Source organism: Maribacter sp. (assembly GCA_020629415.1).
In the GTDB taxonomy this organism is placed as follows: Bacteria; Bacteroidota; Bacteroidia; order Flavobacteriales; family Flavobacteriaceae; genus Maribacter; species Maribacter huludaoensis.
The window spans coordinates 1-18,263 of sequence record JAHDDL010000031.1 but is presented as its reverse complement, the minus strand read 5'-3'; the positions used below and the strand labels follow the sequence as shown (position 1 = coordinate 18,263).

Sequence of the window (18,263 nt, the reverse complement as noted above, 5' to 3'; positions counted from 1 at the left end):
TTCTTTCATATATACTCGGATATGAACTTGAGTAAATATCTATTTCAACATAAATAATTGATAATCAATTATTTAAATTCAATTATATATAAGGAGATTTATAGAAATGACATTAAAAGTGCATTTAACACTTAATTTTTAATTGTTGTAGACTGTTAAAATTGATGTTAAAGAGTGATAAAATTAAGTCTATGCAGTTCACCGATAAAACCAATAGTTTCAGCCAGTTTGCTCAATTCTGGTTTACTGAATAAAACAGTTGGTCAGCAATAAAATCATTTAAAATAACTGTAATCAAAAACACCTTTTCATAAGATTGAAAAGGTGCTTTTTATATATAGACGCTTTTGCGGAATGTTCGCGTTATTTTATACTATAAAGGTAAAAATCAGCCACGGTACCAAAGTTAATTTGACTTTAAGTTTCTATTAAAACTCATCTAAATTATCAATGACATAAGAGGCCCTTTTTTGAATTTCTGCAAGTTTATTGCCCTCCATTTTATCTAAAAGAGCCATCATCATATTCATACGTTGATTGTCTTTAAAATGTTTCTTTTTATCAGAGAGAAAATTCCAATATAATGAGTTGAACGGGCAGGCATTTCCCCCTAACTTTTTAGTGTGGCTATAATGACACTTACCACAGTAATTACTCATTTTATTGATATAATTGGCGCTACTTACATATGGTTTGGTGGCAACAATACCACCGTCTGCAAATTGGCTCATACCCCTTGTATTGGTAATTTCTACCCATTCAATAGCATCAATATAAACACCTAGGTACCATTGGTCTACCTCATTGGGGTCAATCTGCGTTAGTAGGGCAAAATTGCCAATAACCATTAGCCTTTGTATATGGTGGGCATAAGAGTTGTCTAGACTTTGACCTATAGATTTTTTAAGGCAATTCATTTTTGTATTGCCCGTCCAAAAGAATTCTGGTAATTTATTTTTATTATTTAAGCTATTTAGACTTTTGTACCCGGGCATTTCTTTCCAGTAAATACCTCGCATATATTCTCTCCACCCCAAAATTTGCCGTATAAAACCTTCAACTTGAGATATCTTAATATCGTTTGCTTTATCATAAAAATGATCTAGAACTGCATTAATAACTTCATTGGGCGCCAATATTTTAGCATTCATAGCAAATGATAAGCGTGAATGGAAAAGAAATTTTTCGTCAGTATGCATAGCATCTTGATAATCTCCAAAATGTGGCAATAGATCTTTACAGAAGTATTCTAAGGTGTTCAAGCACTCCTCTCGTGTTACCGGCCATGGAAAATTTGTTGAATCTATAGTGCCAAATGTTTGAACGTTTTTATCTTTTAATAATTGAATGATATCTTCAACCTTCTTAGGAAATTCTATTTCTTTTGGAATTGGGGTCTTGCCTTTCCATTTATTCCTATTGCTTTGGTCATAATTCCATTTGCCCCCTTCAGGTTGGTCGTTGGTGACCATGATACTATGCTTTTTACGCATCATCCTATAAAAGCTTTCCATAACCATCTGCTTTTTGCCTTTGTAGAAATCTCTTAACTCAAATCTGGTAGTATAAAAATGTTCGGTATCATAACTAGCGGTGTCAACATTTAAAGTGTTACAAATTTCTACTAGTTGTTGGTCCAGTCTATATTCATCAGGTAGCAAATACTCAAATTTGTTGGCCTTTGTGTTAAGTATTGTATTTGATATGATTTGCCCTAATTGCTGTGAGTTGTTATCATCGTTCAATTTGTAATAAATGAAATTATGGCCCTTAGCGGACAGATCTTCTTTAAAACTTCTCATTGCTAAAAAGAAGGCGACCACTTTTTGAACATGATGTTTAACATAATCTGTTTCCTGTCTCATTTCGGCCATGACGTAGGTAACGTCATTATTGACCTCTTTGAACCAGGAGTGTTTTTGATTTAATTGGTCACCTAAAATTAAGCGTACTATTTTCATTTTCAGTTTGTTTTTTAGGTTGAACTAAAATAATTTTTCCTGTAACCATAATCGTTGATATTTGCCTGTAGCATCATACCTTTCCGCTTGTAACTTAATGTTGAATTTGCGGTTTCTTGGATCATTGCCTACCCCGCTAGCATACATCCAGTTTCCCCAATTACTATGTACATCATAATCTATAAGCATACTTTCAAAATAGGCAGCGCCCATACGCCAGTCTTGTTCTAATTCTTTGGACCAGAAACTAGCTACGTTCTGTCTACCTCTATTGCTCATCCATCCGGTTTCCAATAGCTCTTTCATATTGGCATTTACAAATGGTTCTTTAGTTAAACCATTGATCCAAGTATGTTTAGCTTTCTCATTGGTTACAGGATCGTAAGTACGGTTTAATATGCCACCTAATTTAAAAATGACATCATTGTATTTTAGAGATATGTACTTAAAATAATCTCTCCAGATCAATTCAAAGATTAGCCAATAAGTATCTTGATTTTTAATGATTTCCTTTTCGAATTTCAAGATTTCCCAGTAAATAGTTCTTGGTGAAATACTGCCGTTTGCAAGCCAAGCAGATAATTTTGAACTGTAATCGATGCCAATTAATCCGTTCCTTGTTTTTTTATAAAATTTTAGTTTTTTAGTCTCCCAGAAATAATGCTGTATCCGTTTTGTTGCTTCTAGTTCACCACCTTTAAAAGGAAATGCTGTGTTGGCATTTCTAAGGAAATCTTTAAAACCTAAGTCTTCTAAAGTTGGCACTTTACAATTCGTTTCAATCAAATTTTTAGAGGGTAATTTGCCAAACACCTGTACAACTGGTCTAACCTTTACATTGACTTCGCACTTTTTTCTAAAGTTTGTAAAAACATCTGGAATAGTGTCAAAACTGTTGTAAGGTATATCATCTGGATGAAATAAAAATTGATCATATACTTCATGAAAGTTAATAGTGCGATCCAACTTGTTCTTTACATTTTCTACTATAACTTGCTCATCTCTAGTCCATTCTTTTTGTAAAAAAATGGAATCAATATCATGCTCCTGAATTAAATTGGGTAGGTAGTCCGCTGAATTTCCGTGATATATAAATAGCGGAATATGAAGTTTTTCAAGTTCTTGTCTTAGTTGTGCAACAGTTTCAATTAAAAATTTTGCCCGATACTTTTCTGTTCTTTTAAACTCGAATTCATCTGTTTCAAAAAAAAGCGATTCAAAACAATAGAAACCAATGACTTTTGTGCCGCTTTTAATTGCATTAGCTATAGAAGAATTGTCTTGCACCCTTAAATCGTTTCTAAACCAAATTAGATTATTCATCTCTTTCTTTTTTAAGTTTATTGCGCCTACATTTTTCGCCGCAGTATCTTACTTCGTCCCAGTTACGTTCCCATTTTTTGCGCCAGGTAAACGGTTTTTTACAAGTAATGCAAATTTTAGTGGCAAGATGTATTTTTTTATGCGCCATTATGTTATGGATTTTACCGGTACATCGGGTTCGGCATATGCAAATCGAGCTAAAAGTGTTGGTAATGTGTAAGCATCTAAACCGTTAATGGCAACTGTATCTGCTCTATCAAGAGAAAGCCACCCATCCTTTTGAAGAATTTGCTCTGGTAAGTATATATGCTCAATGGCGCCGATAATAAGTAAACAGCCGTTCTCTTTTATTTCATATTCATTGACGTAGCTACAACCAATTTTAATGGCACTTTCTTTAACGTACGGAGCTTGAAAATTATCAAGATAAGTTTCGGTCAAATTGGTTTTGGAGAACTCTGATATTTGCTCATCATAACTTGCGGCCGTATGGTGTGCATCTTCTATGATAGTAGTATTTATCTGATTTACAGTAAAAAAACCTGTTTCTTTAAAGTTGCTGTACGTATTTCTTTTTACGGTCAATGGCCTTAATATAAACCCTAACATTGGTGGGGAACTACCAATATGCACTACAGAATTAAAAATAGCCAAATTGCTTGTGCCAGAGCTGGATTTTGAACCAATGAGATTAGCAGATTTATAACCGGTACAACTATTAATTAGATGAGCTTTATATCTACTTGGGAGGTTTAATAGATTTTCTTTTGTGAAATGTTTCAAGTTATTTTATTTTGTTCAATAAAAGTATATAAAATTTAAACAAAAATTTAATTCAATAGATAAAATGATTTGTTTAGTTTGTTTAAGTAATACCTGAGATTAGGGTATAATTGCCTATTTTTAACATTGAATTAATGTTGGCTTAAAGCCTTGTACATGACCCAGGAAAAAAAGAATATTGCCATAATTGGCTCAGGTTTGGTAGGATCCTTGCTTGCCATCTATCTTAAAAGGTACGGACATCAGATTACGGTATTTGACCGCAGACCTGATATTAGAAACGTGGAATTTTCAGGCAGATCTATAAACCTTGCCATGAGCAATAGAGGTTGGAACGCTTTGAAGGCCGTTGGCATTGAAGAAGAAATTAAAAAGATTGCCATACCGTTGGATAAGAGGGCAATGCATGTTATTGGAAAAGAACAATATTTTCAAAAGTACGGTAAAGATGGCGAAGCAATTTGGTCCATATCTCGTGGCGTACTAAATAGACGCATGATCGATCTTGCCGAAAAGAACGGGGTAGAATTTCGTTTTGAAGAGAAGGTTTGGGATATTAACTTGCCCGAAGCTAAAGTTTATACAGGAGAAACGGAAAAAGGGGAGTGGATAGAATATCCTTTTGATTTGGTGTTTGGTTGTGACGGTGCTTTCTCAAGAGTACGTCATAAAATGCAAAGACGTAGCAGGTTCGATTATTCTCAGGACTTCATTGATGTAGGATATAAGGAATTGACCATACCTGCAAATGAAGATGGCTCACATAAACTGGATAAGAACTCATTTCATATTTGGCCACGCGGTAAGTTTATGTTTATAGCAATGCCAAATTTAGATGGCAGTTTTACTTGTACGTTGTTTATGCCATTTGAAGGAGATGTGTCTTTTGAGAGTTTAAGGACAAAAAAAGAAGCAGTAGAATTTTTCAACACTTATTTTCCTAACGTCAAAGATGATATTGAGAATTTGACCGAAGACTTTTTTAAGAACCCTACCAGTGCCATGGTTACCATGAAGTGCTACCCGTGGAGTTATTGGGACAAAGTTGCCCTTGTGGGCGATTCTGCTCATGCTGTAGTGCCTTTTTACGGACAAGGTATGAATGCCGGGTTTGAAGATATTTTTGTCTTGGACGAAATAATACAGGAGTTAGGTGATGACTGGCAACGTATTTTTGAAGTCTATCAAGAAAAGCGTAAACCCAATGCAGATGCCATTGCGGAATTAAGTTATCGCAATTTTGTGGAAATGAGTAGTAAAACAGCTGATCTTAATTTCTTGCTTCAAAAGAAAATTGAAAAACATTTTGCAGCAAAACATCCTGATAAATGGGTGCCGGCGTACAGCAGGGTAACCTTTTCAAATAGACCTTATGTAGAAGCACTTGCAGAGGGTGATGCTCAAGAAAAAATTATGCAAGAAGTTATGAAAATACCTGGTATTGCAGAAAAATGGGATAGTAAAGAAGTAGAAGATTATATGCTTGATCTTTTAAAATAATTAATTTTTAGATTTCATTTCGCTTCTGCGCATGGGCATACTGTCAATAAGGTCTAAAACCTGTTTTATATCAAAAGGATAGTGGCTTTTAAATTTTATACCGCCATCTTTTCCTATTAATATATAGCCGTCATAAGAATATGGTACAAGGTTATTATTTTGAATTGTAGTCTCTTTGTTTTCTTTAGTGTATAGTAGCCCGTTTTTGTAGATGAAAACTACAAGATCTCTTTCGGTTAATTTGTTGGTACTATTATTAATTTGCTGTAAAGCGTTTTTCACTTTGGCAGTATTGTTCTCATGCTCATAAAGCACTATAATTCTGTTCTTCCATTTAAAGTCAGATATGTTTTGAGCTTGCAGATGTAAACTGTGCATCATAAAAAGAATAAAACTGGTTTTAAGAAAATTCATGATTATGAATGTAAACAAAAAAAGCCATCTTTAAAAGATGGCTTTTTTAAAATATGTATAATGTTGGCTATTATAGTTTAGCGAACATTTTTTGCATTTTCTCGCTTTCCTCTTCTGCAAGGGTAGGGTCAACTAAAATACGACCGCTATGCTCATCTGTAATGATTTTTTTTCTTGAAGCAATCTCAACTTGAACCTGAGGTGGAATGGTAAAGAAAGAACCACCAGAAGCACCTCTTTCAATTGGTACGACTGCCAAACCGTTCTTAACATTGTTACGAATACGTGCATAGGCCTTTACCAAACGTTCCTCAATTTTATCTTGAAATTTGATAGACTCTTCTAGTAACGCTTTCTCTTCTTTCTCAGTTTCTGCAAGAATTGCGTTTAATTCCCCTTTTTTGTGTTTAAGGTGAGCTTCACGTTCAGATAAACGCTCTTTGGTTTCAGAAATAACAGATTTTTTCTGATCGATTTGGGCTTTGAATTCTTTTATATTCTTTTCTGCCAATTGAATTTCTAATTCTTGAAATTCTAATTCTTTGCTGATAGAATTAAATTCTCTGCTGTTACGAACATTTTTTTGCTGCTCGCCGTATTTTTTAATTAAAGCCTTTGCTTCTTCAATAAGGTTCTTCTTGGCACCGATTTCGAAATTGATATTCTCTAAATCAGATTTAAGTTTATCCATTCTCGTTTTTAGGCCAAGGACTTCATCTTCCAAGTCTTCTACTTCTAAAGGTAGTTCGCCACGAACGTTCCTTATTTCATCAACCCTAGAATCAATTAATTGCAAATCATATAATGCTCTTAACTTTGCTTCTACAGACGAATCTTCTTTTTTTGCCATATTAAAAATAATTGATGGGATTTGTTATACTTTCCGATAAATGGATTGCAAAATTAGGAATTTTTTTCGTAAGATAATCAACTAAAAGGTTTTTTGTAAACTGCTCAGTTTCAAAGTGTCCAATATCTGCCAAAACTATTTGGTTTTCAGCCTCGTAAAATTGGTGGTATTTAAGGTCTGCAGTAACAAATACGTCTGCTCCGGCCGCTTTTGCGGCGCCAATGGCAAAAGACCCGCTACCTCCCAGTACCGCTACTTTTTTGATCGGTTTATTCAAAAAATTGGAATGGCGTACCAATTCGGCGTTCATTTTAAGCTTTAAATGGTCCAGAAAATCGGTTTCCGTAACTTCTTCGCTCAATTCACCGATCATGCCCATGCCAATGTGCTTGTTGGTATTTTCTATAGTTTGTATGTCATAAGCGACCTCTTCATAAGGGTGGGAGGACATCAGTGCTCTTATTACGGCAGCTTCTTCGTTCTTGCCAAAGACACATGTGAACATAGTCTCACTTTCGGTATGGGCAATACCTATGCTTCCTTTTGCTGGTGTAGCATCATTGTTTGCTTTGTAAGTTCCGGTACCCTCAACGGTAAAACTACAGTCAGAATAATTGCCAATGTTACCCGCACCGGCTTTAAATAGTTCGTTTTTTACTTCCTCTAAGTTATCTTTAGGTATATAAGTAGTCAATTTTTTAATAGTGCTTTTTTGAGGAAGAAGTATCTTGGTATTAGAAAGGCCCAGTACTTCGCATATTTTTGCATTTACACCTTCTTTTGCATTATCAAGTGCCGTATGGTTGGCGTAGATGGCAATATCATTTTTAATTGCTTTTATAACTACACGTTCAACATAGTTTTTTCCTGTTATTTTCTTTAAGCCACTGAAAATAATAGGGTGAAAACTTATGATCAGGTTACATTTTTTGGCTATGGCTTCGTCTACCACATTTTCTAAGGTATCTAAGGTAACCAATACTCCGCTTACCTTGTTGGATGCGTTACCTACAAGTAAACCTACGTTGTCAAAATCTTCCGCATAGGTCAGTGGGGCAAATTCTTCTAAGATCTTGGTGATGTCTTTTACGGTCATTTTATAAGAAAATAAGATATTCAAAGATAAATTATTATAATTTCGTTCTGATGCATGTGTTACGAAAACTTCTTTTTCCAATTTCTTTAATCTACGGATTGATTGTCTTTCTTAGGAATCGCTTGTATGATTGGGGTGTTTTTTCCTCTCAATCGTTCACAACCAAAACCATCTGTGTAGGTAATTTAAGTGTAGGCGGTACAGGTAAGACCCCAATGATCGAACTATTGGTGAGAGAGTTGGCCAAAAATTATAAGGTGGCTATATTGAGTAGGGGGTATAAAAGAAAGTCTCAAGGTTTTATACTTTCAAATGAACATACCAGTGTTGAAGATTTGGGTGATGAACCATTTCAACTGAAAAACAAATTCCCTGAGATTACGGTAGCCGTTGATGCGGACAGAAGAAACGGAATCGCTCAACTAGAAAAAAAGATCTCTCCAGATGTAATTTTGCTCGATGATGCCTTTCAGCATAGAAAGGTACAGCCGGATTTTTCCATTTTGTTGACGGCCTATGATGATTTGTATACTAAGGATTGGTATTTGCCTACAGGTAATTTAAGAGATTCTAAAAGTGCTGCAGATAGGGCAAATATGATTGTAGTTACAAAATGCCCGGCAAGCATGCAGTTGTCAGAAAGAGAAACGATTAAGAAAGGCATAGGCCCTAAGTTGTATCAAAAAGTATTTTTCAGTTATCTGTCCTATAATAAACAGTTAAAGGGTTCAGCGCTATCTTTAGATGCGTTAAAAACTAAAAAAGTGACGGTGGTAACCGGTATTGCCAATCCTGCGCCTTTAGTAACGTTTTTGCGTTTAGAAGGATTAAAGTTTGAGCATTTGAAATTCAGTGACCACCATTTCTTTAGTGATAAGGAAATTGATGTCCTAAAAAGTAAAGAATGTATACTAACGACCGAGAAAGATTACGTTCGTCTTAAATCTAAATTGCCCAAATTACACTATATAGAAGTAAAACATAAGTTTTTTGAGGATAACGGCCTGCTAATGAAAAAGGAACTGTTAAATTTTATGTCAACGACTTCTTAGCTTTTTTGTCAAAAATGTTCTCACCTATTTTTTGGTAAAAAACATCTGGTTTAAATGGTTTGGTAACCACGTCGTTACAACCGGCAGCATAGAAACTTTCCAAACTATCATCTAAGGAAATTGCCGTTAACGCAATTATAGGAGTGTCTTGATTAAATTTTCTAATTTGAATAGTTGCCTCTTCTCCACTAATACCCGGCATATGAATATCCATCAATATGGCATCATATACGTTTTCTTGAGCTGCAGTAACCGCCTCATGACCATTGTTGGCAATATCACTGGTCATATCCCTTTTAGATAGCATTTTTTTGGTAATAACTTGGTTGATCTTATTGTCTTCCACAATTAATAAGTGAAGTCCTTTAAAGTCATAATCCTTTGGTGTAATCTCAAAAGAAACATCTTCTGAGTCACCATCAAGGCTTTTCATTTTAACTTCAAAGAAGAAAGAGCTGCCTTCGCCTAGTTCGCTTTCAAGCTCAATTTTACTTTCAAATAGGCTCAATAAACTTTTTACTATGGTGAGGCCTAGACCGGTACCGCCATATTCTCGGTTAATTTGAATAGAGCCTTGTTCAAATCCTTCAAAAATACTTTTTTGCTTCTCTTTTGAGATACCTATACCGTTATCCTTTACTTCAAAATAAATGGTAATGTCATCTTCTACTTTGTTCAATAGTTTAACAATAACCTTTACTTCTCCTCCTTTTGTAAATTTGATAGAATTACCAATAAGGTTCATGAAAATTTGAGAGAGTTTTAAAGGATCGCTCAATAACTTGTTGGGTATATCTTGATCATACTCTAGGATCAGGTTGGTTTTGTTAGATTTAGCGCTTTGACCAAGTGAGTTGATTACCTCATTAATGACCTTGTTAAGGTTGAACTCCATATTAAGGGGTTCTAATTTATTTGCATCAATCTTGTTGATATGCAGAATGTCATTTATAAAATTAAGAAGATAGTCACCTGAAAATTTTAATGCCTTTAAATGTTCTTTTTGGTGCTCTTCTGGGTTTTCTTCTAGCAACAAATGAGTGAGACCGGTAACGGCATAGAGGGGAGTTCTAAGCTCATGGCTTACTGTAGAAAGAAAGTTGGTCTTTGCTTCCATAGCTTGTACAGCACCATCACGAGCAATTTGTAGCTCTTTATTTTTGGTCTGTAAAAGATCGTTTGTCTTTAATTTTATCTGGTTGTTTCTGTATAGGGTAACCGCCAGTAATGATATGATAATCAGAAATGCAGAAGTTAAAATTGCCGTAAGTTCAGACCTGTTTTGAGACTCTGTTAGTTCTTCAATTTTCTTTTCTTGGCGTGCAATCTCTTCTGTCTTATAATCATCTCTAATCTTATCGGCCGTTTTGGCTTCAATAATATTTTTGTCAATATTAAAAATAGAATCTTTAAGCTGCACTAAGTTTTGTGTGTTTACGAGCGATTTCTGGTAAAGTCCCAGTTTTTCATAAACCGAGGACAACAGGGTGTTGGCGTTTTTGATATCTTCTAAAAATCCGTTATCAACCGCAAGAGCAAGTGCGCTTTCTCCATTTTTGGCAGCTTCTGTTAAATTATCGATTTTTAAATTTAATTCGGCAAGTGTTAAGTAGGCTTGTGTTGTAAGGTATTCCTTTTCGTAAAGATCAGTATTTACAATTAGTGAATTTAAATTCTTGGTAGCGCTGTCATACTTCTCCAAACTGAGATATACTCTTGCTTCGGTCAATAATAAATTATTGTAAAAATTACGGTCGTTATTTAGTTGTTTAGCTTCATTGAGCATAAAAAGAGCTTGAAAGTTTCTATTACTCCTATGTAACAGAATAGCTTCTACATATTTATGCATACCGTCACCGTAAGGATATTCAATATCTTTTAGCAGAACACTAGCGCGATCCCAATAAAATTCGGTGTCACCTTCTTTATCTATTTTTAAATAAAGTAATGCTAGTTCGTGAAGGCTATCAATAAGACCTTTGACATCTTCGCTTTTTTCGGCTTCGTTTGCCGCCGTATTCAGTGTTTCTAAAGCAAGGTCAATTTTATCTTGATTTTTAAATTTTCTTGCTTGATCAAAATAAGGTTGTATGTCTTTTTTTGGTGTCGGGTTTTGTGAGTATAGGGTAGTGGTAGTCGCCAAAATTACAATGGGGACTAGTAAGATTTTCAGTGCTTTATTTAAAAATAAAATCTTCAAATATAATTTTTAGTACTTATAAAATTAATCAAATCAATGATTCTGCTGCTATAACCGGTTTCATTATCGTACCAGCCAATAATCTTTACCATTTTGCCAATTACAGAGGTCATCAAAGAATCAAACGTACAAGAGTAGCAACTATTGTTTATATCGATAGAAACAATTGGGTCGCTGGTATAGTGAACAATATTTTTAAACTGGTTTTTGGCCGCTTTTTCAAAAGTAGCGTTTATTTCATCAATGCTCGTTTCCCTTTTTACATTAAGGGTAATGTCTGTTAATGAGCCGTTTGGCACAGGTACTCTAATGCCACAACCCCCAATAGTATCTGCCAATTCTGGGAATATTTTAGTCAATGCTTTTGCAGCCCCGGTTGTTGTAGGTACTATAGATTGTGATGCTGCACGGGCCCTTCTTAAATCTCTATGAGGTTGATCGTGCAAACTTTGATCGGTTGTGTAGGAATGTATGGTAGTAATGTACGCTTGCTCTATACCGCAAAGGTCATTGACTATTTTTATCATTGGTGCAGCGTTATTCGTAGTACAAGATGCATTTGATATGATGTCGTCAGATTTTGTCAACGTATTTTCATTGATGCCGAAAACGATCATTTTAATATCATCTTCAGTGGGGGGTACGGACAAAATAACTTTCTTGGCGCCATTTTTAATATGAAAAGATAATGTTTCTCTATCCTTAAATTTACCGGTGCATTCTACAACCAAGTCAACTGCGGAAGATGACCAATTTATTTTAGACGGATGAGATTCGTTGAAAAGTGCTATGGCTTTATCATTAACGATAATGTGCTTGTCATCATGAGAGATATTGAGCGGTGAAGTACCGTGAATACTATCATATTTTAAAAGATGTGAAAGAGTACGGGTATCTGCCAGATCATTAATAGCAACCACATTTAAATTTTCATGTGCTTGCGTTAAGCGAAATAGGGTTCTGCCTATCCTTCCAAAACCATTAATGCCTATGTTTAGTTTTTGCATTGGTTGCCGATGAATGTGTTCAGTTAATACAGATAATGCCCAATAATTTAGGTCTATCTAATAATCTTAGCATAGTTGCTAAGAATTATGTTGTTGAGAATTTATAAAATATGCTTGTGTGCTTTATAAGAAGATCTGACTAAAGCACCACTTTCAACATGTCTAAAGCCCATTTCTAGACCTATATCTTCATATTTCTTAAACTGCTCTGGAGTAATAAATTCTTTAACAGGTAGGTGCTTTTTGGAAGGCTGTAAGTACTGTCCTATAGTAACAACATCAACATCTGCATTACGCAAATCTGCCAATGTGGTAATAACTTCATCTTCATGTTCCCCAAGACCCAGCATAATACCAGATTTGGTTCTGTTAATACCTTGTTTTTTTAAGTAGTTCAAGGCTTCAAGACTGCGTTCATATTTTGCTTGTATACGTACCTCTCTAGTAAGTCTTTTAACAGTTTCCATGTTGTGAGAAACAACTTCGGGAGAAACAGCTACAATTCTATCTAAATGCTTTTCTATTCCTTGAAAATCAGGAATTAAAGTTTCTAAAGTAGTAGTGGGATTCATTCTACGGATGGCCTTTACGGTTTCTGCCCAAATAATAGAGCCCATGTCTTTAAGGTCATCTCTATCCACAGAAGTAATAACGGCATGTTTTATCCCCATAATTTTTATGGATCTAGCTACTTTTTCGGGTTCTGCCCAGTCAACATTTTCCGGTCTTCCGGTTTTAACTCCGCAGAAACCACATGATCTAGTACAAACATTACCCAATATCATAAAAGTTGCTGTGCCTTCTCCCCAACATTCTCCCATATTTGGGCAACTTCCGCTGGTGCAAATAGTATGCAGGTCATACTTATCTACCAAACCTCTAAGCTGGGTGTATTTCTTACCTGTAGGTAGTTTTACCCTTAGCCATTTCGGTTTACCTTTTGGTGGAGCAACATTTTCTTTTAAAACTGTAGACATGCTTTAAATTTTATTACAAATATACGAACTAATAAAGTGTGGATAAAGCAGAATTACATGCTACACAAATGAGTTCTAAATTATGAGAAATTTTCTTTTAGTTGTTGTTTACTTTCTTTCCTTGATAATTTCAGAAAGTAATTTTTTAGCCCTTAAAAGTTTTACTTTAACACTGTTTATGGGTTCGTTCAACTGAGTGGCAATGTCGGCATAACTCAACTCGTTAAAATACCTAAGATTGATGACCTCTTGGTAGTGGGGCTTAAGCTTTTTAATATCCCTAAGTAAATCTGCAAGATTCTGTTCTTGAATCAATTGGTCTTCCATTGAAGGAGAAGCGTCTAAAGCGCTGGTTATTGCGTCAGAATTACTTCTAGAGTCCAATACGTTTTTTTTGCGTTTTCTAACTAAATCTATATGAATGTTTTTGGAAATGGCTATCAACCAAGTTTTAAACACATAAGATTCATTATACGTATGTATCTTGTCAAATGCCTTTGAGAATGTTTGAATGGTAATATCTTCTGAATCGTTTTCGTTTTCGGTACGTTTTAATTGAAACCCATACACATCGTTCCAAAACATATCCAATAAACGGCTAAATGCAATTTGATTGCCTTGTTTAGCTTTAAAGATTATTTCTTCTAATTTGTCCGTGTTGTTCAAATACCAATATTGTAAACTCCTTGTTTTAAGAAGTGGCTGTGCTTATTCTGTGATTAAATCTTTTTTGCAATCTTGTTCATCTGGCATTTTACCACACATACCACAAGCTTGCCCATCTTGATTTAGAAACGGACTCTGGCTGGCGCAGGTACCTGCGAACTTCCCGTCTTTTTTAGACCATATTTTAATAGCTATCCCTGCAAAGGCCAATGCTAACAACCCAATGGTAAGTAATACTAGTTTCATATGCTAAATTTTAAGCAAAGATAAAAAATAAAGCCCCAAAAATGGGGCTTTAAGAATACTTTATATGTGAATGTTTAGTATGCTATATTCGCAACTATATTTTCTACATTTGGCGCTTGGTTACCACCTTTTTGCTCTATGGTAATATAACCAACGGCATTTTCCGCGTATGGTAATGCCAATAACTTTTGCTGGTCTCCTGCTTCTTCAATGATGCCAAGATTGATCATTTTGCCATTAACCTCTGCCCACATTTGAAAACACTGGCTTTCAGGAATATTAGGCAATTTGCTAACATTAATATAGGATAGTTTTTTAACAGGGTTAATGTATGCCACAGCTTTAAGCTCCTTTGCTTTTTGGTTACCTTTTACGTTATACTTTTTTGTCTGTGGATTGTTAAGAACAATAAATTGGTTGCGAACATCTTCCAATTGCTCTTTCATGTTCTCCTCAAGCAATTTTATTTTATTACTTACAACGCTGTTCTCTTCTTGTAAACTCTGGTTCTGGTTCCAGAAAAAAGTAGAGATACCAATGAACATGATAGCGGTAATACTAGCGGCAATAGCATAGCTGTAAAATCTTTTTCTGCCCTTACGTTCAGCTTTTATTCTTGAATTGATTTTGTCCTTCAGACCTTGTGGAGCCTCAATAGCGTGAAGTTTTGCGAATATTTCAAGATTGTTCTGTAATTCGCTATAGGTTTCCCTTACTTCTGGGTACATGGCAATGTAACGCTCTACCTGAAGACTTTCTAGTTCGGTAGTTGTTCCCAAAAGATACTTTTCTAATAAATCAGAATCAAGGAAAATTCTTATTTTGTCTTTCATAATATAATATTTAATACCATGGCTATTACGGCAGGACCATAGATTTTGCCTAATTCGCGCAATCCTATCTTTAATCTAGATTTAATGGTTCCCAATGGTATATCCAACTCATCACTAGCTTCTTGTTGGGTCATGCCTTGAAAGAAAAGAGCTTCTAGTACAATTTGATATTTTTCTTCAATTTTGTCTAGATGTTCTTTTACATCCATTAATTCTGGTCTTGTGCTTTCAACACCTAAAGTATATACGTCAGAAACATCTATTTGGATTTCTTTGTCGCTTTTTGTGTTTACACTTCTTAATTTATCGATTGCAGTGTTACGTGTAATTCTAAAAAGCCAAGTAAAAAGTTTTGCTTTTTTAGGGTCGTAAGAATCTGCTTTCTTCCAAATTTTTAAAAAAGATTCTTGAACAACATCTTGTGCCAGATCCGGGTCACGCACTACTTTGTTGGCAACACCTAATAGGGTGTCGGCATAATTATCGTACAAAAGAGAAATCGCTTTTTCGTTTCGCTCTTGTAATAATTCAACAATATGGTTTTCTAATAGAGTGCTCATAATTTAAAAAGATGCACATATTTTTTAAGATGGACATCCAAATGCTAAGATTGAACCGTATATGCTTAAACGCTAAATTATAAAATTGATTGTTAAAGTGGCGTTTTCTAAAAATATATATTGAATAAGTGGTCAGCTGGTAACTGCCCACTTTGTTTTTGGTTGGTTTGGTTTGGTAATAACCCCTGTAAATTTTACAGGGGTTATTTTATTAGATTAACCTCTGGACTTATTTCAATTTCAAACTTTCTTTTGACCTCTTCAATAATTCTTGCTGCAAGATCTAGAATGTCTTTACCGGTGGCATTATCATAATTGACCAGTACCAACGCTTGATTTTTATGTACGCCGGCATCGCCATAACGTTTTCCTTTAAAGCCACATTGTTCTATTAACCAGCCTGCAGGAATTTTAAAATAGTCATCTGATACTTTGTAAAAAGGTGCCTCTGGATATGTTGTGCTGAACCGGGTGAAAATTTCTTTTGTGACAATCGGGTTTTTAAAAAAACTACCGCTATTTCCTAATTCTTTTGGGTCTGGCAACTTACTTTGGCGAATTGCTATTACGGCATTGGAAATATCTTTTATTGTAGGGTTTGAAATAGACTTCTTAAGCAATTGATTTTCTATAGCACCGTAACCAGAATTAATATTATGGTTCTTTTTTGTAAAGGAGAAAGTGACCGATGTAATTACGTACTTGTCTTTGCCTTCATTTTTAAAGAACGAATCTCTATAGCCAAATTGACATTCCTCCTTAGAAAGAGTTACCAATTGTTGGTCTTCTATTCTGACAGCTTCACAACTTACAAAACAATCTTTTAATTCTACCCCATAGGCACCAATGTTCTGGATAGGAGCCGTACCGGTATTACCAGGTATTAAGGACATATTTTCCAATCCGCCAAAATCATGGTCAATTGCCCACATCACCATGCTGTGCCAATTTTCTCCGGCCATTACTTTGACGATCACATTATTGTCATCTTGTGAAACTATCTGCTTGCCCTTTAAATTAACGTGTATAAAAAGCGCATCAATATAGTCTGTAAGCAACATGTTACTACCACCACCAATAAGAATTTTTCTAGGATACGCGTTATTCTCTAAAATATCCTGTAATTCTTCAATAGTGGTTACTTCTACAAAGTATCTAGCCGTGGCATCAATACCAAAAGTATTGTAGTTCTTTAAAGAAAAGTGGTCATAAATGATCATTAACCCTTGTAATTTTTAAGTGCTTCGCTTAAAATGTGTACTGCACGTTTTAGACTTTCTTTATCCAGAACGTAAGCAATTCTAATTTGTTTTTTACCCAGACCTTCTGTAGCGTAAAAGCCAGCTGCAGGTGCTACCATGACAGTTTCGTTATTTAAGCTAAAGTCTTCTAACAGCCATTGCGCAAAATGGTCGGCATCTTCAATAGGCAATTCGGCAATACAATAAAACGCACCTTGAGGTTTGGCAATTTTAATGCCTTTTATTTTTTCAAGTTCAGTGATAAGAAGATTTCTTCGGGCAACGTATTCTTCTTTAACATCGGTAAAATAACTATCTGGAGTGTCCAAAGCTGCCTCGCTAGCAATTTGTGCGTAGGTTGGTGGTGATAATCGCGCTTGTGCAAATTTAAGGGCCGTTGCAATAAAGTCTGTGTTTTTAGAAACTAAATAACCAATTCTAGCTCCGCACATACTATATCTTTTTGATACGGAATCAATGACAATGGCGTGTTCTTCTAAGCCTTTTTCCTTTAAAATAGAAGTGTGTGTCTTGTTGTCATATGTAAACTCTCGGTATACTTCATCGGCAACCAAGAATATATTATGCTTTTTAGCCAGTGTAGCTAATTTTTGTATTTCCTCTTTGCTATATAGATATCCCGTAGGGTTACCTGGGTTGCAAATTAAAATAGCCTTGGTTCTTGAGGTAATCAATTTCTCGAACTCCTCAATTGGAGGAAGGGCAAAATTATCTTCAAGCTTAGAAACGACAGGAACCACAGTTACGCCACAGGCGGTTGCAAAACCATTGTAATTTGCATAAAAAGGTTCTGGAATTATAATTTCATCGTCAGTATCTGCAATAGTATTCATGGCAAAGGACAAAGCTTCAGATCCACCAGTGGTCACTATAATTTCATTGGCATTTACCGGAATATCATTTTTAATGTAATACTGGGCAATTTTGCTTCTAAATTCTTCAGAACCTTCAGTACGGCTATATTCCAAAACATTAATGTTGTTGTTCTTTACGGCATCTAATGCTTGTTGAGGAGTCTTTATGTCCGGTTGTCCAATATTTAAATGAATGACTTTAATCCCCTTCTTTTTAGCACCTTCTGCGAAAGGAACTAGTTTTCTAATGGGTGATTGGGGCATGGTAAGCCCTTTGTTTGAGACAGATGGCATGTAATTATATTTTACGCAAAAGTGATAAATGATAATGGTACTTACAATAAAATTGTATTTTATTTAAACTTCTGTGTGCTGTTAAATATAGCGATCATATTAAAAATTTACGTATCTTAAAAAGGCTTAACTAATTCATATAGATTATGTTACGTAGATATATCCTTTTTTTGATTCTCTTTGCCGGTTGTGCAGGTTTATCTGTAAATGCACAAACATACCAATTGCCAAAGGGCAAGAAGTTTCAAAAAGTAAAATTTCAGCTCATTAATAATCTTATGATTGTTCCTGTAGAGGTGAACGGAACTGAATTATCTTTTGTATTAGATTCTGGTGTGGGCACGCCCATACTGTTCAATTTGGCGGATCAAGATTCCATTCAGTT

18 protein-coding genes and 1 pseudogene are annotated in these 18,263 nt (G+C 35.0%); 3 read left to right on the top strand and 16 right to left on the bottom strand.

Annotated elements, in window-relative coordinates; translation table 11 throughout:
- Positions 1–428: 428 nt before the first annotated feature.
- Genes QZ657_RS12790 through QZ657_RS12775 form a run of 4 tightly spaced genes read right to left on the bottom strand, consistent with a single transcriptional unit; the run spans position 429 to position 4,067 of the window.
- A complete protein-coding gene (locus tag QZ657_RS12790; RefSeq protein ID WP_291967325.1) occupies positions 429–1,961 on the bottom strand; it encodes a cryptochrome/photolyase family protein in 1,533 nt (510 codons plus the stop codon).
- Positions 1,962–1,985: 24 nt separating this feature from the next.
- A complete protein-coding gene (locus QZ657_RS12785; RefSeq protein WP_291967323.1) occupies positions 1,986–3,284 on the bottom strand; it encodes a DASH family cryptochrome in 1,299 nt (432 codons plus the stop codon).
- Positions 3,277–3,432: a DUF2256 domain-containing protein gene (locus QZ657_RS12780; protein WP_291962062.1), complete on the bottom strand. Its 156-nt coding sequence runs from the start codon at positions 3,430–3,432 to the stop codon at positions 3,277–3,279. The genes QZ657_RS12785 and QZ657_RS12780 overlap by 8 nt, the downstream gene beginning before the upstream one ends.
- Positions 3,432–4,067, bottom strand: a complete 636-nt coding sequence (locus QZ657_RS12775) for a flavin reductase family protein (RefSeq protein WP_291967321.1) — start codon at positions 4,065–4,067, stop codon at positions 3,432–3,434. The genes QZ657_RS12780 and QZ657_RS12775 overlap by 1 nt, the downstream gene beginning before the upstream one ends.
- A 156-nt stretch (positions 4,068–4,223) precedes the next feature.
- On the opposite strand from QZ657_RS12775, the gene QZ657_RS12770 reads away from it, so the two are divergent.
- Complete coding sequence (locus QZ657_RS12770; protein ID WP_291967319.1) at positions 4,224–5,567, top strand: FAD-dependent oxidoreductase; 1,344 nt, start codon at positions 4,224–4,226, stop codon at positions 5,565–5,567.
- Here the strand turns inward: QZ657_RS12770 and QZ657_RS12765 are convergent, their stop codons facing one another.
- The 3 genes from QZ657_RS12765 to QZ657_RS12755 all read right to left on the bottom strand — a co-directional run bounded on the left by QZ657_RS12765 (position 5,568) and on the right by QZ657_RS12755 (position 7,927).
- Complete coding sequence (locus QZ657_RS12765) at positions 5,568–5,981, bottom strand: DUF4174 domain-containing protein (RefSeq protein ID WP_291967317.1); 414 nt, start codon at positions 5,979–5,981, stop codon at positions 5,568–5,570.
- Between the two features lie 70 nt (positions 5,982–6,051).
- Complete coding sequence (locus QZ657_RS12760; RefSeq protein ID WP_276473645.1) at positions 6,052–6,831, bottom strand: zinc ribbon domain-containing protein; 780 nt, start codon at positions 6,829–6,831, stop codon at positions 6,052–6,054.
- A 1-nt stretch (position 6,832) separates the two neighbouring features.
- Entirely contained in the window at positions 6,833–7,927 is a 1,095-nt protein-coding gene (locus QZ657_RS12755) for a Nif3-like dinuclear metal center hexameric protein (protein ID WP_291962073.1), read from the bottom strand.
- Between the two features lie 98 nt (positions 7,928–8,025).
- Here QZ657_RS12755 and lpxK point away from each other — a divergent pair, with 98 nt between their 5' ends.
- Positions 8,026–8,979: a tetraacyldisaccharide 4'-kinase gene (gene lpxK, locus QZ657_RS12750; protein WP_366934175.1), complete on the top strand. Its 954-nt coding sequence runs from the start codon at positions 8,026–8,028 to the stop codon at positions 8,977–8,979.
- On the opposite strand, the gene QZ657_RS12745 is transcribed toward lpxK, so the two are convergent.
- The 9 genes from QZ657_RS12745 to QZ657_RS12705 form a co-directional block, all read right to left on the bottom strand.
- The gene (locus QZ657_RS12745; protein ID WP_276473643.1) at positions 8,960–11,179 is read right to left on the bottom strand and encodes an ATP-binding protein; all 2,220 of its coding nucleotides are present in this window, start codon (positions 11,177–11,179) and stop codon (positions 8,960–8,962) included. The genes lpxK and QZ657_RS12745 overlap by 20 nt on opposite strands.
- On the bottom strand, positions 11,176–12,186 hold the full coding sequence (gap, locus tag QZ657_RS12740; RefSeq protein ID WP_291967313.1) for a type I glyceraldehyde-3-phosphate dehydrogenase: 1,011 nt from the start codon (positions 12,184–12,186) through the stop codon (positions 11,176–11,178). The genes QZ657_RS12745 and gap overlap by 4 nt, the downstream gene beginning before the upstream one ends.
- Before the next feature lie 101 nt (positions 12,187–12,287).
- Positions 12,288–13,163: a lipoyl synthase gene (gene lipA / locus QZ657_RS12735; RefSeq protein WP_036156039.1), complete on the bottom strand. Its 876-nt coding sequence runs from the start codon at positions 13,161–13,163 to the stop codon at positions 12,288–12,290.
- A gap of 108 nt (positions 13,164–13,271) precedes the next feature.
- Complete coding sequence (locus QZ657_RS12730) at positions 13,272–13,829, bottom strand: RNA polymerase sigma factor (protein ID WP_291967311.1); 558 nt, start codon at positions 13,827–13,829, stop codon at positions 13,272–13,274.
- Between the two features lie 42 nt (positions 13,830–13,871).
- A complete protein-coding gene (locus tag QZ657_RS12725) occupies positions 13,872–14,075 on the bottom strand; it encodes a membrane or secreted protein (protein WP_276473640.1) in 204 nt (67 codons plus the stop codon).
- Between the two features lie 74 nt (positions 14,076–14,149).
- A complete protein-coding gene (locus QZ657_RS12720) occupies positions 14,150–14,908 on the bottom strand; it encodes an anti-sigma factor domain-containing protein (RefSeq protein WP_291962692.1) in 759 nt (252 codons plus the stop codon).
- Positions 14,905–15,468: an RNA polymerase sigma factor gene (locus tag QZ657_RS12715; RefSeq protein ID WP_291967309.1), complete on the bottom strand. Its 564-nt coding sequence runs from the start codon at positions 15,466–15,468 to the stop codon at positions 14,905–14,907. Before QZ657_RS12715 ends, QZ657_RS12720 begins: the two co-directional genes overlap by 4 nt.
- A 203-nt stretch (positions 15,469–15,671) precedes the next feature.
- Entirely contained in the window at positions 15,672–16,688 is a 1,017-nt protein-coding gene (gene murB / locus QZ657_RS12710) for a UDP-N-acetylmuramate dehydrogenase (RefSeq protein WP_291967307.1), read from the bottom strand.
- A complete protein-coding gene (locus tag QZ657_RS12705; protein ID WP_291967305.1) occupies positions 16,688–17,878 on the bottom strand; it encodes a pyridoxal phosphate-dependent aminotransferase in 1,191 nt (396 codons plus the stop codon). The genes murB and QZ657_RS12705 overlap by 1 nt, the downstream gene beginning before the upstream one ends.
- A gap of 146 nt (positions 17,879–18,024) precedes the next feature.
- Here QZ657_RS12705 and QZ657_RS12700 point away from each other — a divergent pair.
- Positions 18,025–18,263, top strand: a pseudogene (locus QZ657_RS12700) (aspartate aminotransferase); the annotation flags it as partial.